12 protein-coding genes are annotated in these 14,961 nt (G+C 44.4%); 11 read left to right on the top strand and 1 reads right to left on the bottom strand.

The window, feature by feature from the left end:
• The first annotated feature begins 372 nt into the window (after positions 1–372).
• The 6 genes from RTS10_RS02630 to adk all read left to right on the top strand — a co-directional run bounded on the left by RTS10_RS02630 (position 373) and on the right by adk (position 7,166).
• Positions 373–1,683 carry a DUF445 domain-containing protein gene (locus tag RTS10_RS02630; protein WP_312539114.1) on the top strand — a complete coding sequence of 437 codons (1,311 nt, stop codon included), beginning with the start codon at positions 373–375 and terminating at the stop codon, positions 1,681–1,683.
• A gap of 66 nt (positions 1,684–1,749) precedes the next feature.
• Positions 1,750–3,834, top strand: a complete 2,085-nt coding sequence (locus tag RTS10_RS02625; RefSeq protein ID WP_312539112.1) for a heme lyase CcmF/NrfE family subunit — start codon at positions 1,750–1,752, stop codon at positions 3,832–3,834.
• Positions 3,821–4,396 carry a DsbE family thiol:disulfide interchange protein gene (locus tag RTS10_RS02620; RefSeq protein WP_050325568.1) on the top strand — a complete coding sequence of 192 codons (576 nt, stop codon included), beginning with the start codon at positions 3,821–3,823 and terminating at the stop codon, positions 4,394–4,396. Before RTS10_RS02625 ends, RTS10_RS02620 begins: the two co-directional genes overlap by 14 nt.
• Positions 4,397–4,437: 41 nt before the next feature.
• Positions 4,438–4,968: a cytochrome c-type biogenesis protein gene (locus RTS10_RS02615; RefSeq protein WP_312539354.1), complete on the top strand. Its 531-nt coding sequence runs from the start codon at positions 4,438–4,440 to the stop codon at positions 4,966–4,968.
• Positions 4,968–6,248 (top strand): c-type cytochrome biogenesis protein CcmI, encoded by a 1,281-nt coding sequence (ccmI, locus tag RTS10_RS02610; protein WP_312539110.1) that lies wholly within the window; start codon positions 4,968–4,970, stop codon positions 6,246–6,248. Before RTS10_RS02615 ends, ccmI begins: the two co-directional genes overlap by 1 nt.
• A gap of 261 nt (positions 6,249–6,509) precedes the next feature.
• Positions 6,510–7,166, top strand: coding sequence for an adenylate kinase (gene adk / locus RTS10_RS02605; RefSeq protein WP_096489041.1), 657 nt, complete (start codon positions 6,510–6,512; stop codon positions 7,164–7,166).
• 181 nt (positions 7,167–7,347) lie between these two features.
• On the opposite strand, the gene rpsT is transcribed toward adk, so the two are convergent.
• On the bottom strand, positions 7,348–7,617 hold the full coding sequence (rpsT, locus tag RTS10_RS02600; RefSeq protein ID WP_007117302.1) for a 30S ribosomal protein S20: 270 nt from the start codon (positions 7,615–7,617) through the stop codon (positions 7,348–7,350).
• A gap of 350 nt (positions 7,618–7,967) precedes the next feature.
• On the opposite strand from rpsT, the gene RTS10_RS02595 reads away from it, so the two are divergent.
• The 5 genes from RTS10_RS02595 (at position 7,968) to RTS10_RS02575 (ending at position 14,770) form a co-directional block, all read left to right on the top strand.
• The gene (locus tag RTS10_RS02595; protein WP_312386045.1) at positions 7,968–8,681 is read left to right on the top strand and encodes an NAD-dependent epimerase/dehydratase family protein; all 714 of its coding nucleotides are present in this window, start codon (positions 7,968–7,970) and stop codon (positions 8,679–8,681) included.
• Between the two features lie 43 nt (positions 8,682–8,724).
• Entirely contained in the window at positions 8,725–9,240 is a 516-nt protein-coding gene (rraA, locus tag RTS10_RS02590; RefSeq protein WP_312539108.1) for a ribonuclease E activity regulator RraA, read from the top strand.
• Positions 9,241–9,405: 165 nt separating this feature from the next.
• Positions 9,406–10,662 (top strand): alanine racemase, encoded by a 1,257-nt coding sequence (gene alr, locus RTS10_RS02585; protein ID WP_312539106.1) that lies wholly within the window; start codon positions 9,406–9,408, stop codon positions 10,660–10,662.
• A 232-nt stretch (positions 10,663–10,894) separates the two neighbouring features.
• Complete coding sequence (gene mfd / locus RTS10_RS02580) at positions 10,895–14,497, top strand: transcription-repair coupling factor (protein WP_312539105.1); 3,603 nt, start codon at positions 10,895–10,897, stop codon at positions 14,495–14,497.
• A 69-nt stretch (positions 14,498–14,566) separates the two neighbouring features.
• A complete protein-coding gene (locus RTS10_RS02575; RefSeq protein ID WP_083106240.1) occupies positions 14,567–14,770 on the top strand; it encodes an oxidoreductase-like domain-containing protein in 204 nt (67 codons plus the stop codon).
• The last annotated feature ends 191 nt before the right edge of the window (positions 14,771–14,961 follow it).

The following is a 14,961-nucleotide window of genomic DNA, read 5'->3' as shown; positions in this document are numbered from 1 at the left end:
GCTTAAGTATGGGTGGCTTAAATCTGATGGCTTAAGTCAAAATTTAAGAGCGATATACTAGCATAAAATGTGGCAAATAAGCATGCCCAAATCCTGTCAAAATCGCAAATAACTAACGGCTGCTGTCAAAACAACTGTATCAAATTATGATAGCAGCATTGACGGCAATATGGATAATAACATAGGGACGCAAAACCGCTAAAAATACAACTTCTTCAGGTAAAATATATCTTTCTGTGCTAAAATCTAGCGGTTTGAACGCACCCATATTCACGCACCCATACTACAGACGTTGTCAAGCAAACCTTGTAATGTCATCTCGGTTTTATGGTCCTTTGATTTTAGCTTTTTCACCATGTGAGCTTTTTTGATATGTTTGCAGAAATTTGGCACAAGCTTGCAACCCATCCGCAATTTTTCGCCATGCTGACCATTCCATTTGTGACAGCAATCGTGACTTGGGCGCATGTATGGATGGCGCTCAAGATGCTATTTTATCCCATTCATTTTTGGGGCATTAAGATTCAAGGTTTCCCAGGCGGCGGTATCGGCTGGCAGGGCATTGTGCCACGCAAAGCGGGTAAAATATCCGGGATTATCGTTGACCAAACTTTATCCAAGCTTGGCTCGCTCGATGAGTTTTTCCAAGCCATGCACCCTGAAGAAGTGGCGGATTTTATCAGCCAAACCATGAACCAAAACTTGGATTTGCTGATTGATGAAATCATGAATGAGCGCTCGGCAACGCTATGGGCGAATCTGCCTTTTGCTGTCAAACGCCGTATCTATGCCTATGGACACGAGCAATTGCCAGCTATCATGAAAAATCTGGTGCTCGACTTGACCTACAATGTCGAAAACTTGGTTGATATGCGCGAGATGATTGTCAACAAGATGGAAAGCGACCGTGCGCTGATGGTGCGGATGTTTTTGAAGGTAGGTCAAAAAGAGATTAATTTTATTTGGCATATCAGTGCGCTGATTGGGTTTGTATTTGGTATTTTGCAGATGGCGATTTTTTGGTTTGTGCCGCAGCATTGGACGGTGCCGTTTTTTGCCGCGATTTGGGGGCTGTTGACCAATTGGATTGCCATCTGGATGGTGTTTAATCCGATTGAGCCGCATTATTATCGCTATCCCAAATTTTTTAGTTTTAGCAAATCGCTGCCGTTTATCCGCTTTGAAAAACCGCATATGGGACAATTTAACTGGCAAGGTGGTTTTATGAAACGCCAGCCTGAGGTCTCTGAGGTGTTTGCTGAGATTGTGGTCAAAGATTTGGTCACGCTCAAAAATATCATGCATGAAATGATGTATGGCAGCCGTGCGATGCAAACGCGTGAGCTGATTAAAAAACACCTAAACCCAATGTTGGAATCACAGGTGATTCAAACAAGCTTGAAATTTGGTTTAGGTCGTAAAGAGTTTGGTCAGCTCAGACACGTGATTATTGATAAGTCAATTGCAGCGACCATGGTGCCGATGAGTAATCCTGAGCTTAACCTTAGTCGCGCAGAAAAAATCTTTGGGCTGTTTCGAGACCGAATTCGCGCATTGACGCCCAATGAATTTCAAAATCTGTTGCGTCCTGCCTTTCGTGAAGATGAATTAACGCTCATTATTTTGGGCGGTGTGACAGGGTTTTTGGCGGGCTGGATACATTTGATATTGGTGTTTTATTAATTTGACCCATTTTTTTGGTGAAAATTCTACAGTGTGATAACCACTACAGCGATAGGAGCAGTGGGTATGTTAATTACTGAATTGGGCTATTTTGCGCTTATTTCAGCCTTGGTGATTGCCATTTTACAGGTTATTTTGCCAGCAGTGGGGGTGTTTAAACACCAACCTGCTTGGCAACGACTGGCGGGAAGTTTTGCCATTGCTCAGTTTTTGGCAACCGGTACGTCATTTTTGTGCCTGATGTATGGGTTTTATGCCAATGATTTTACGTTGATTTATGTCGCTAATCAGTCAAATTCTTTGCTGCCTTGGTACTATCGCCTATCCGCCACGTGGGGCGGGCATGAAGGCTCACTGTTATTGTGGGTCACCATTTTGGCGACTTGGGGCGCGGCGGTGGCCGTTTTTAGTCGAAGCTTGCCGCTTGCCATGCGCGCACGCGTGTTGGTGATTATAGCCTTTGTGCAAATGATGATGCTAAGCATGGTGATTTTTGTGTCGTCACCTTTTAATCGCAGTCTACCCAGCATCCCAGTGGATGGCAAAGATTTGAATCCACTACTGCAAGACCCTGGATTAATTTTTCATCCACCGATGCTATATATGGGCTATGTGGGCGCGGTGGTACCGTTTGCTTTTGCCATGGCAGCATTATGGGCAGGTCGGTTAGATGCGGTGTGGACGCGTTGGTCGCGTCCTTGGACACTAGCGGCTTGGTGTTGTTTGACCTTAGGGATCGTGTTTGGCTCAATGTGGGCATACAACGAACTTGGTTGGGGCGGCTGGTGGTTTTGGGATCCTGTGGAAAACGCGTCGTTTATGCCTTGGCTCGGTGGGGTCGCATTATTACACTCATTGGCAGTTACCGAAAAGCGCGGCGTGTTCAAAGCTTGGACGATTATGTTGGCGATTTTCACTTTTGCCTTGAGTTTATTGGGTACGTTTTTGGTACGTTCGGGGGTTATTACCTCAGTTCACTCATTTGCCGCAGACCCCACCCGCGGTCTGTTTATCTTGGTGATTTTGGGCGTGGTCATCGGTGGCGGTCTGGCGATGTTTGCGTGGCGCGGTTGGCGTTTAACCCAAGAAAGCCATTATCAGCTCAAATCTCGTGAGACATTATTGGTCATCAATAACATTATTATATTAGTCGCAACCATCGTGGTGGTGATTGGCACACTTTACCCAATGCTGGCGGATGCGTTAAAACTGGGTCAAGTATCGGTCGGTGCGCCTTACTTTAATGCGTTATTTGTGCCATTAACTTGGTTGTTGTTGTTATTTTTAGCCATTGGACCTGTCAGCCGTTGGAAAAAAGACACCCGTCCATTGTTAGGTACAGGTCTAGCGATTTTAGCCAGCTGTTTTGTGTTAGCCGGGGTTTTAAGCTATTTCTTGGCCAGTAACATTAACATCAACATATTTATGTCAGCGGCATTGTGTTTATGGGTGTTGGTATGGATGGTGATTGATATCAAAGACAAAACCCGTAACGCGCGCTCGCTGGGCGCTGGGCTGAAACGTCTGCACATGGGCTATTGGGGAATGCAGTTGGCGCATTTGGGTATTTTGCTATCCGTCATGGGCATTGCCATTACCACAAGCCTAAGTATCGAAAAAGACATTGCCATGCAAAAAAACCAATCGGTTGAAGTACAGGGCTATCAGTTCACGATGGATGAGCTAAAAAAAATCCGCGGCGCCAACTTTGATGCTACCCAAGCGGTCGTCAGTGTTCGTAAAAACAACCAAATAGTCGCGACCCTTTATCCAGAAAAACGCCATTATGTGGTCAGTCAAATGCCCATGACCGAAGCTTCTATCCAGTACAACCCATTAAGAGATATCTATATGGCAATGGGTGAGCCGATTTTAGGTGTTAATCAAAGCGAAGCCGATGCCACTAAATGGGCGGTGCGTATCTATATCAAACCTGGCGTACGCTGGGTGTGGTGGGGTGGTTTTGTGCTGTCGCTCGGTGCGATTTTAAGTATGTTTGATAAACGCTATCGTAAACTGCCGAGACTTGCTGATATGAGTGATGACAAGTCAGGAAATTTGGCAGCGGTTAACAGAGCAGCGGTAAACGCCACCGTGTTAGTAAAAAGTGACAGTGAGTTAGGTGAGGAGAGTGCTCATGGCAATGCGTAAAAGACAACTTTGGTTTTTGATTCCTTTGGTGCTTTTTTTGATTATCATTGCGCTGTTTTATACGCGTTTGGGCAAAGATACCACAGTAGTGACCAACACCTCGCTCAATCGCGCTTTGCCAAGTTTTAGCTTACCGTCTTTGGGTAACCCATCACAAATGATTACCCAAGCACAGCTACCCAAACAGCCATTTTTACTCAATGTATGGGCGTCTTGGTGTGTGACTTGTAAAGTTGAACACCCGTTTTTATTGCAAATGTCAAAAGCCGGCGTACCGATTGTTGGGGTCAATTATAAAGATGAAACCAAAGACGCGCTCGATTATCTCAACACCCATGAAGACCCATTTACCCTCAATGTGCAAGATAAAGAAGGGAATTTTGGCATTGATTTGGGTTTAACGGGTGTGCCAGAGTCATTTGTGGTTGATGGCAAGGGCAATGTGCGCCAGCATATCTTGGGTGAAATCAACGAAGAGCGCTACAACAAGCAAGTATTGCCTTGTATGACTGCGCTGCGTGAACAAGCCGCTGATGCTAAAATCCGTGAGGTGTGCCAATGAGTATCACATTTGCAAAAATTCTTCATTTGATAGTCAGGGCGATGGCTACGGTGTTGCTAGTCGCAGGGTTATCCATGTCGGCTTGGGCAAATATTGATACCTACCAATTTGACAACCCTCGCCAAGAAGCCCAGTATCGTGCGCTCATTGAAGAATTTCGTTGTCCAAAATGTCAAAATCAAAACTTGGCAGGTTCCGATGCGCCAATTGCCCAAGATTTAAAACAAAAGACCTATGATATGGTCAAAGACGGTCGTTCCGACGCCGAAATTCGCCAGTATATGAATGAGCGCTACGGTGACTTTATTAGCTACAAACCACCTGTGCGCCCATCCACCTGGATTTTATGGTTTTTTCCGCCGGTGTTGTTGGTATTTGTGATGCTGGCTTGGTTTATTCGTAACCGTAATTCGTCAAAACGTGCCGCTGTCATCGCTAATCCCATAGAAGACGGCTATGCGCCACTCTCAGCCGCCGAACAACAGCGATTACAAGATTTGTTAAACGCCAATGATAACGCTGCCAATGCTAAAACTAGTGAAATCAATCAAGCAGCGGCTAAGGAAAATTAATGTCAACGCTAATTATTTTTATCATTGTCGCGCTTTTGTTTGCTATCACGCTTGCGGTATTTATCTTGTTACCTTGGTTGCAAACCCAAGACTATCACGCCATCGCCAATCGCGCTGATAATCAGTTACTAACGCTCAATATTGAAGTATTTAAACAACGGTTGGTAGAACTTGATGCCGATTTTGGCGAGGGTCAAATCGATGAGGCGACTTATCAAACCCAAAAACTGGCGTTAGAGCGTCAATTACTAGACATCAGTGACAATCAAGATACCAGCCATTTTACCCCCAATTGGAAAAGCCGTCTGATAGTTATCATCTGGATTCCGCTGTTATCTGCGATGGCTTATGTGATGATTGCCGACCGCACGCCCGTCTATCAGTTATGGGATGCACAAAATCGCTTGGGACAAGTCGCAGATGATTTGCTGACCGCAAAAATCGATACGCCACCCGAATGGGCGACCAAAGACAGTGTGGGACTAATTAGTGCCATGCAAACCAATGTGCATCATCATGCCACCGATCCGCTACGTTGGTTCCGTCTGTCTGAAGTGTTTGTAGCTTTGCAAGCACCCGAGCAAGCAATTGAAGCCTTGGCAAGGGCGTATCGTCTCAATCCTGATGATGAAAAAGTTGCCATCACCTACGCCCAAACTAGCTTTTTTACCCAAGGCGGGGTAATGGATGACAAAACCCGTCAAGTGGTTGAGCATATTCTAGCCAAAAGTCCCAAACACCAAGGCGCACAAATGCTGATGGCAATGGGCGAAATGCGGGCGGGCAACTACGCGCAGTCTCGAAAATGGGTAGAACTGCTACGCACCGAAATCCAAGCGCGTCCTGGCGATCATACCCAAGCCTTAAGCAGCTTATCTGAACTTGAGCAGACTATCAACCAGCGGGAAGCCCAAGGCGAACAGGCGATTACAGTCAATGTCAAAGTCACCCCGGAGATATTAGGGCGGGTGAAAAAAGGCGAAAGCTTATTTGTTAATGTGCGTAAGATGGCAGGTGGTCCCCCTGTTGCTGCCAAAAAACTGTCAGCAGATAGCTTAACCATCAATGGTATGGCAATTAACATCAGCGATAACGATAGCATCATGCCGACCATGACCTTAAGTTCGGCGATTAGCACGAATGAGCCATTGGTGATTACTGCCCGGATTAGTGCTTCAGGTGACGCCATGCCGCAAAGTGGTGACTTGACGAGTAACCCCGTACCGCTAGAGAAAACGGCTGACTCGACAACCGTATTGATTGATAAAATCGTGCCTTAAATCGTTATGAAAAATCTCTTGATTGAATAGGGGATTAATTGAATAAGGGGCGGATTAAAGCTTGCCACATTTTTATTTTTAATACCCCTATCAATTTAAATTATTTTGCAAAAATTGCTTGAGATTTTAGCGGTTAACGAGTATTGTTAACCCAGTATTTCAAAACTGTTAGTTATTCGAACACACCATTTGTGGGTCTTTTTTGCTATTGCAGTAATGAGATAGGGCGATTTTAATAATTTCGACTTAAGGAATAGGTTTATGAAGCGTATTATTCTTTTAGGGCCACCTGGCGCTGGTAAGGGTACCCAAGCACAAATCATCACCAAGGAATTTAATATTCCACAAATCTCAACAGGTGATATGCTACGTGCCGCTATCAAAGAAGGTACTGAGCTTGGCAAACAAGCCAAAAGTATCATGGATGCCGGCGGACTTGTCTCAGATGATTTAATTATCAACCTAGTTAAAGCCCGTATTGCGCAGCCAGATTGTGCCAACGGTTGTATTTTTGATGGCTTTCCGCGTACCATTCCACAAGCCCAAGCGTTAGCCGATGCAGGCGTACACATCGATAACGTGGTAGAAATTGCCGTACCTGATGAAGACATTGTGTCTCGTTTGTCAGGTCGTCGTTCTCATCCTGCTTCAGGTCGCGTGTACCATGTGGTTTATAATCCACCCAAAGTGGAAGGTAAAGATGACGAAACCGGTGAAGATTTGGTCCAGCGTGATGACGATAAAGAAGATACCATCCGTGATCGTTTAGCGACTTATCATAACCAAACAGAAGCTTTGGTTGGTTTTTATCAAGACTTGGCAAAATCAGGTCAAAATGCGCCGCGCTATGCTAAATTTGATGGTACACAAGCGATTGATAAAGTCAGTGAACAAGTCCTTGCCGAGTTAAAAGCATAATTAAAACCATGATTAAAAGCGTCAATGGGTTTTTAAGAAAATTAATATTAGGTAAGCTAAATAAAAAGCTGAAATTTTGATTTCAGCTTTTTTTTATAACTAAATCAATTTTATAGCTAAATCAGTCTCAATAAAAAAGCCAATTCAATATGAATTGGCTTTTTAAGTTTTAAACAAACAATTAAGCAGTTTTAAGGGCTTTAATTGCTTTGTTTAAGCGGCTTTTATGACGTGCTGCTTTGTTTTTGTGAATCACGCCTTTGTCAGCAATACGGTCAATCACTGGAACTGCTTTTTTGTAAGCTTCAGTCGCTGCTTCGTAGTTTTTATCTTCAACGGCTTTTACCACATGTTTGATGAAAGTACGAACCATAGAACGTTGTGATGCTTTTAATTGACGACGTTTAACGTTTTGACGAGCGCGTTTGCGAGCTTGTGCAGAATTTGCCACGTAAATCTCCTTGGATTTGCAATATAAATCGATCTGTTAGTAAGTGAGCAGCCATTCGCTTATTACAGACACGGGTAGTTAGGGTTGCTTGAATCCTTGAATCACTAGACACGGAAACACAATTAACGATATCAAGCGGATTTAAAGCCCGCTATTTTAGCAAACTCACGCTACAATGACAACTTATTCGGCAGATTATTCAGCGTATTTCGTCTGTTGACCAAAAAACCATCGCGCAATGCCCACCAACGCTGAAAAAAACGTATTTGTAGGTGAAAGTTTTGATTATCTGTGATTAAATAAAATGACATTAAAAACTCATAAAATATTCATACTGAGGTCATTGTTTTATGCAGCGCACAGCATTAATTATCGGTGCAACCGGGTTGGTAGGCAATTCATTACTCACTCAGCTTGGCAGTCTCTATCAAAAAGTCATTATCATTGCGCGCTCTCAGCCAAAAGGGTTGAGTGATTCGATGCATTTTTACCAGCTTAAAGATTTTAATCAAATGCATGAATTTGTGTCTGCGCTGTCGATTGGTAAAGACACCGATGCTTTTAGCTGTCTGGGTACCACCATTAAGGAAGCGGGTAGTGAAGCGGCTTTTCGACAAATCGACTTTACCTATAATGTCGAATTTGCAAAAGCTTGCAAACAAAAAGGCGTAGAGCGGTTTTTTTTGTTATCGGCAATGGGCGCCAATGCCGATAGTCGCTTTTTTTATAACCGTGTCAAAGGTGAGCTTGAGACGGCGATTGGTAATTTAGGCTTTCAAGAATTGGCAATTTTTCGTCCCTCTTTGCTGCTTGGCAAACACGATGACCGTAAACTTGAAACCATCGCGCAGACGGCGTATAAACTCATCAAACCTATTGTGCCTAAAAAACTGCCTGTCCGTCCCATAGAAGCCGATAGGGTAGCGATGGCAATGGCGCTGGTGAGCAACAATTGGCACATCAAACATACCTATGAAAAATGTGCTAATAGCGTCGATACCGCCAAGAAAACCCAAGTTATCAGTAACGGTGAAATGCTAGCGATGACGCGGTTTAGAAACTAACCTTCCCAAAAAACGATTGACTTAAGGAGCCATGATGAGCGACATGACGTTACAAAATTTTATTACCTGCGATTTATTAGATGATAATCCAGAATGTCAGGTTTGTGCACCCAACATGGAAGGCAAACGCTTTTTTAGCTATGGCGGTAACACAAAATTTGGCGGTGAAGTGGTAACTGTCAAATGCTTTGAAGACAATAGCCGTGTTAAAGAGCTGTTAGCCACGTATGGCAAAGATGATAAAGGTAATGGCAAGGTTTTGGTGGTAGACGGTGGGGCGTCAATGCGCTGTGCGTTGTTAGGTGATATGATTGCCCAAAGTGCGGTGGACAATGGCTGGGCTGGCGTGATTGTGTATGGCTGTGTGAGAGATGTGGATGATATGGGCAAAATGCCAATCGGGGTACAAGCGCTCGGCGCCATTCCCCGCAAATCCAATCGCAAAGGTGTGGGCGATGTGGGCGTAACGCTCAATTTTGGCGGAATGACGATAAATAATGGCGACTTTGTGTATGCTGATAACAATGGCATGATTGTAAGTAAGACATCATTGCTTTAAGCAGCTAACTTAAGCTACTACACTAAAAAGTAGCCTAGGTTAGTTAAAAACCCGCATCAATTGTTGATAGATTAACTGGTTATATGGCTTGATTGTGGTAACATCAGCGCATAAAAACGCTTACTTTTTCTGATTTTTTATTGTCATATCATTTTGGGAATTATTATGAAACTATATCAAACTCTGCTATCGCTTGCCATCGCCACCCTTATGTATCACGCTGTGCCCGCGCAAGCCGCGCCCGCGCTAACGTATGCTGGCGATAATCCTCATATCGTTAATCTTGCCAATACCAACGCTTGGCTTGAAGTAGATACTGAAGCGTACGGGCATAATATTGAAGCGATGCGCGCGCATTTAGGTGGTAAATCCCAAATCTGTGCGATTTTAAAAGCCGATGCGTATGGCTTTGGCATTGATAATTTGATGCCTACCGTGATTGAGCATAAAGTGCCTTGTATCGGCATTGCCAGTAACGAAGAAGCCCGTATCGCCCGCAAACACGGCTATAAAGGACGAGTGATGCGGGTGCGTACGGCGACCAACCAAGAAATTGAAGACGGCTTAAAATACAATGTCGAAGAGTTATTTGGTACCCTTAAACAAGCCCAAACTGCCAGTGATATCGCACGAGCAGCGGGCGTGGTCATTAATTTTCATATGGCACTCAACGACGGCGGCATGGACCGTAACGGCTTGGATTTGAGCGTTGAGAAATCTAAACAAGACGCTTTGACAATTACCAAGCTTAAAAATCTCCATATCGTCGGTATCATGACCCATTTTCCTGTTGAGGATAAAGCCGATGTACAAAAAGGGTTGGCTAGTTTTAAACAAAACACTGATTGGCTGATTAAAACCGCCAAACTCGACCGTAAAAAACTCACCATCCATGCGGCGAATTCGTTTGTATCGCTGAACGTGCCAGAAGGTTGGTTTGATATGGTGCGTCCTGGAGCGATTTTGTTTGGCGAGCCTTACTTTGAACGTCCAGATTTTAACTACATCATGTCGTTCAAAAGCCGTGTGGCTAGCGTCAATTTCTATCCTAAAGGCTCAACTGTTGGCTATGACCGCACTTATACCTTGACACGAGATAGCTATTTGGCAAATCTACCATTTGGTTATTCAGACGGCTACCGTCGCGCCTTTACCAACAAAGGTCATGTCTTAATTAATGGTCATAAAGTCCCGGCATTGGGCAAAATCTCGATGAATACCACCATGGTCGATGTCACCGATTACCCCGATGTCAAAGCAGGCGATGAGGTGGTTATCTTTGGTAAACAAGGTAGTGCCGAAATCACCCAGTCGGAAATCGAAGATATTACAGGTACACTCTTTACCGAAATCTACGCCAACTGGGGTAACTCAAATCCTAAATTTGTCAAAGCCCAAATCACTAAATCGCTCAAAAAATAACGTCAGCTTGACAAAAAAGCACCGTCAAATTGGCGGTGTTTTTTTGCATATCACTTTGGTAAAAAACGCTAGATTGCTGCATTGCAGGGATAAAGTGTTAAAGTGTTATTGCCAAAAAGTCTGCTAAAACACTGCTATTTTAGCTTTAATTTTTCAGCAAAAACCCCCACAATAACGTCATTATTTTTCGCCTTTCTTAATCAAAAGACTTATAACCAAAAGACCGATAACAATGACGAATGCTACGCACCCACTGTCTCATCTTTCCTTTCGCCTTAACCAATCGTTGTTTGACAATGCTAAGCATGACAAAAAATGGCTGGGCAACTTACAAGGCATGACCCAAGCCTTATGGCTCACCAGCCTCACCAGCAGCGATAGTGGTCAGCAAAACCGACTTAAAGTCGTCGTGACCCGTGACCAAAATCAGCTCAATCAGCTTGAAACAGAGTTGGCATTTAGTGGGGTGGATGCCCATGTGTTTCCTGATTGGGAAACGCTTACCTATGACGAACTGTCACCGCACCATGATATTGTCTCTGAGCGGATTCATTTACTTACCCATATGCCAACGGATGGTATTTTACTGATTTCGGTGCAGACCTTAATGCACCGCGTCGCCCCTGCATCATGGTTATTGGGGCAACACTTTGATTTGTCAGTGGGTGACACCTTTGATGTGGCAACCGAACGCCGAAAACTGGCGACTGCGGGCTATCATGCGGTAGACAATGTCTTTGAGCCTGGGGAGTTTGCTGTGCGTGGCAGCGTGATTGATTTGTTTGCCATTGGTCAGCCGTTTCCAGTGCGCATTGATTTATTTGATGATGAGATTGAGAGTATCCGTTTTTTTAACCCACAAACCCAGCGTAGCTTGACCCAAGCGGATTTGGACGAGTTAAAAGACAGTGACCCCCATCAATATGTCAAGTTTATCAATAGTCAAAAAAAATCGGGTGAAACCATCGGTAAAATCACCAGTTTTCAGATTTTACCCGCGCGAGAATTTCCCCTAGATGAGGGTAAAGAAACGTTTCGCGCCAATTTTGCTAGCACCTTTGCCAACACATCTGCCCGCCGTTTTGAGCTGTTTAACGATGTGATGAACGGCATTGCACCCGCCGGAGTGGAGTATTATCAGCCATTATTCTTTGAAACGGATACTTGGCAAAATGGCTCGGATTTTTTTAGTTATTTGCCCAAAGATAGCTTGTTTATCGTCGATAATCAAATAGAGACGGCTTACCAAAATTTTTGGCAACAAATCCAAACTCGCTACAATGACCGCAGGCACGATATCGAAAAACCGATTGTGGCACCGCAAGATTTGTATCTAGCAGAACATATCTTTAACGAAAAAATTGCCCAATATCCCCGCATTATCACCAGCGAACAGCCAATCGATGACACCAGAGCAGGGGCAATCAATGCATTGGTTGACACACCCCCTGATTTAACCGTTGACCACAAACTTGCTGAGCCACTGCAAAGACTAATGGTATTTCGCGATCAGTTTGCTAAACCGATATTATTGGTCGCCGAAACTGCGGGTCGCCGTGAGATTTTATCGGAGCTGCTGCAAAAACGCTTTAATTTGCAAAGTGTTTCAGGATTGACTGATTTTCTTGCAAACATGGATGAGGCGCATAGCACTACGATTGCCTTGACCATTGCACCGATTGAACGAGGCGCGTTGCTCCCCGATAAGTTTGCGATTCTCTCAGAAACCCAGTTGTTTGGACGGCAGGTGTTACAGACTCGCCGCCGTCGCCAAAGCGATGTGTCTGATGAGTTTTTGGTTAAATCGGTCAGTGAGCTTAATATCGGCGACCCTGTGGTGCATATTGATTTTGGCATTGGGCGCTATCAAGGCTTGATTACCCTTGAGATTGATAGACAACTGCAAGAGTTCATCCATCTCACCTATGCCGATGATGCCAGTGTGTATGTGCCTGTGGCAAATCTGCAGCTTATCAGCCGTTATGCGGGTGGCGACTCGGCAACCGCACCGCTTCATACCATAGGTAGCGGTAAATGGGATAAAGCCAAAGCAAAAGCACTCAGCCAAATTCATGATGTGGCGGCGGAACTGTTAAATGTGCAAGCTCGCCGTGATGCCAAAGTGGGCATTAACTTCCCAATTGACCAAATCCAATATGACCTATTTGCCAGTCAATTTGCGTTTGAAGAAACGCCCGACCAAGCCAATGCCATTGAAGCGGTTAAGTTTGATATGAAGCAAAATAAGCCCATGGATAGGCTGGTGTGCGGTGATGTCGGCTTTGGTAAAACCGAAGTGGCAATGCGTGCCGCTTTTATTGCGGTACAAGCAGGGTATCAAGTGGCAGTGCTAGTACCGACGACGCTGCTTGCTGGGCAACACGAAGACAACTTTTTGGATAGATTTGCCGATTGGCCCATTCGTATTGAAAGCCTGTCTCGCTTTGGCACCAAAAAACAACACGATGCGATTCTCAAAGGCTTAGCCGAAGGTAAAATTGATATCGTCATCGGTACCCACCGTATTTTGCAAGAAGATGTCAAGTTTGCCAACTTAGGTCTGATGATTGTCGATGAGGAGCACCGTTTTGGCGTCCGAGATAAAGAGCGTATCAAAGCCATGCAATCGGATGTCGATGTATTATCAATGACCGCGACACCCATTCCGCGCACGCTGAACATGGCGTTATCGGGTATGCGCAACATGTCGATTATCGCCACGCCCCCGGCAAGGCGGTTGGCAATTAAAACCTTTGTCATGCAAAAGTCTGATAACTTACTCAAAGAAGCGATTTTGCGTGAATTATTGCGTGGCGGACAGGTGTTTTTACTGCATAACGATGTGGCAAGTATTGAGCGCATGGCAGAAACCGTGCGAGAGCTTGTGCCCGAATCTCGGGTTGCAGTGGCTCACGGTCAGATGAAAGAACGAGAGCTTGAGCAAATCATGCAATCGTTTTACCACAAAAGACACAATGTGCTGGTGTGTACCACCATCATCGAAACAGGCATTGATATCCCCAATGCCAATACCATTATCATTAACCGTGCCGATAAATTCGGGCTAGCCCAGCTTCACCAACTGCGCGGCCGCGTTGGGCGTAGTCACCACCAAGCTTACTGTTATCTACTTGTGCCGTCTATTAAAGGCTTGACCAGCGATGCACAAAAGCGGCTTGATGCCATCAGCCGTGCCAATACATTGGGGGCAGGCTTTATGCTTGCCAGTGAAGACCTTGAGATTCGTGGGGCGGGCGAGCTACTGGGCAAAAACCAAAGTGGTAATATGCAAGCGGTTGGTTTTAACCTGTATATGGATATGCTAAACCGTGCCACCAAGGCCATCAAAGCAGGTAAACAACCTGATTTGAACACCCCATTATCGCTAACCAGTGACATTAATCTGCATTTGTCGGCACTCATTCCTGAAGATTATCTGGGTGATGTCCATCAGCGGCTATTGTTTTATAAAAAAATTGCCAATGCTGAAGACTATGACAGCCTAATTAGTATCCGCAGCGAAATGCTAGACCGTTTTGGCAGTTTGCCCGAGCCGACCAAAAATCTATTTGCCATTCACCAAATCCGCTTAATGGCTGAAGCGCTGGAGATTAGCAAAATTGATGGCAATGAGCGCCAAGTCACCTTTGAGTTTTCACCCAGCACCCCTGTAGAAGCCATTACCATTATTGGGCTTATTCAATCGAATCCGAAAAAATTTAAAATGAATGGCGCGACAGGGCTAAAAATGATGGACGACAAAGCCCTTGCCACACCAGAAGGACGGATTGACGCGGTGAAAAATCTCATAGAGAAATTATCTTTAAAAACGTGATGATGACCTGATAATAAATAATTATTGTCTCATCATAAGCGTGTTATAGCGAAAAAGAAGATTTAGAAAATGATGGAAAATCAATTACCTAATGGCGAGCGCCTGATTGAAGAACCTACCTATCCTGAAGATTGGGAATGTTGCAACAACGGCTGCGAAGAATTGTGCGTGTATGAAATTTACCGCGTCCAAAAACAAGCCTATGACGAACAGCAACAGCGACTCAAAAGCGTGCCAAAACTACTTAGCGACCTCGACAAACCTGCTCGGTAGCTGGATTATTCTTCAATAAAAGTAATTTTTTGTAAATTCATATTCCTGTCACATGAATTTCATGCTAATGTCATCAAACTCACGTTAAATATCATGACGTTATGAAGTTGCATTGATAACGTAAAATAGTAAGTAAACAACTAAAAAATGGCAAAAGCCTTAAAATGAATAAAAAATCCATAATCATTGGA

The sequence above is a fragment of the Moraxella sp. CTOTU47616 genome (assembly GCF_032017465.1).
Taxonomy (GTDB): domain Bacteria; phylum Pseudomonadota; class Gammaproteobacteria; order Pseudomonadales; family Moraxellaceae; genus Faucicola; species Faucicola tetraodonis.
Note: the sequence above shows the minus strand (reverse complement) of the source record. Positions and strands in the feature narration are given on the sequence as shown.

Bases quoted from the DNA above. Each gene is read 5' to 3' on its own strand.
- RTS10_RS02630 (WP_312539114.1), top strand. From the start codon at position 373: ATGTTTGCAGAAATTTGGCACAAGCTTGCAACCCATCCGCAATTTTTC.
- RTS10_RS02625 (WP_312539112.1), top strand. From the start codon at position 1,750: ATGTTAATTACTGAATTGGGCTATTTTGCGCTTATTTCAGCCTTGGTG.
- RTS10_RS02620 (WP_050325568.1), top strand. From the start codon at position 3,821: ATGGCAATGCGTAAAAGACAACTTTGGTTTTTGATTCCTTTGGTGCTT.
- RTS10_RS02615 (WP_312539354.1), top strand. From the start codon at position 4,438: ATGGCTACGGTGTTGCTAGTCGCAGGGTTATCCATGTCGGCTTGGGCA.
- ccmI (WP_312539110.1), top strand. From the start codon at position 4,968: ATGTCAACGCTAATTATTTTTATCATTGTCGCGCTTTTGTTTGCTATC.
- adk (WP_096489041.1), top strand. From the start codon at position 6,510: ATGAAGCGTATTATTCTTTTAGGGCCACCTGGCGCTGGTAAGGGTACC.
- RTS10_RS02595 (WP_312386045.1), top strand. From the start codon at position 7,968: ATGCAGCGCACAGCATTAATTATCGGTGCAACCGGGTTGGTAGGCAAT.
- rraA (WP_312539108.1), top strand. From the start codon at position 8,725: ATGACGTTACAAAATTTTATTACCTGCGATTTATTAGATGATAATCCA.
- alr (WP_312539106.1), top strand. From the start codon at position 9,406: ATGAAACTATATCAAACTCTGCTATCGCTTGCCATCGCCACCCTTATG.
- mfd (WP_312539105.1), top strand. From the start codon at position 10,895: ATGACGAATGCTACGCACCCACTGTCTCATCTTTCCTTTCGCCTTAAC.
- RTS10_RS02575 (WP_083106240.1), top strand. From the start codon at position 14,567: ATGATGGAAAATCAATTACCTAATGGCGAGCGCCTGATTGAAGAACCT.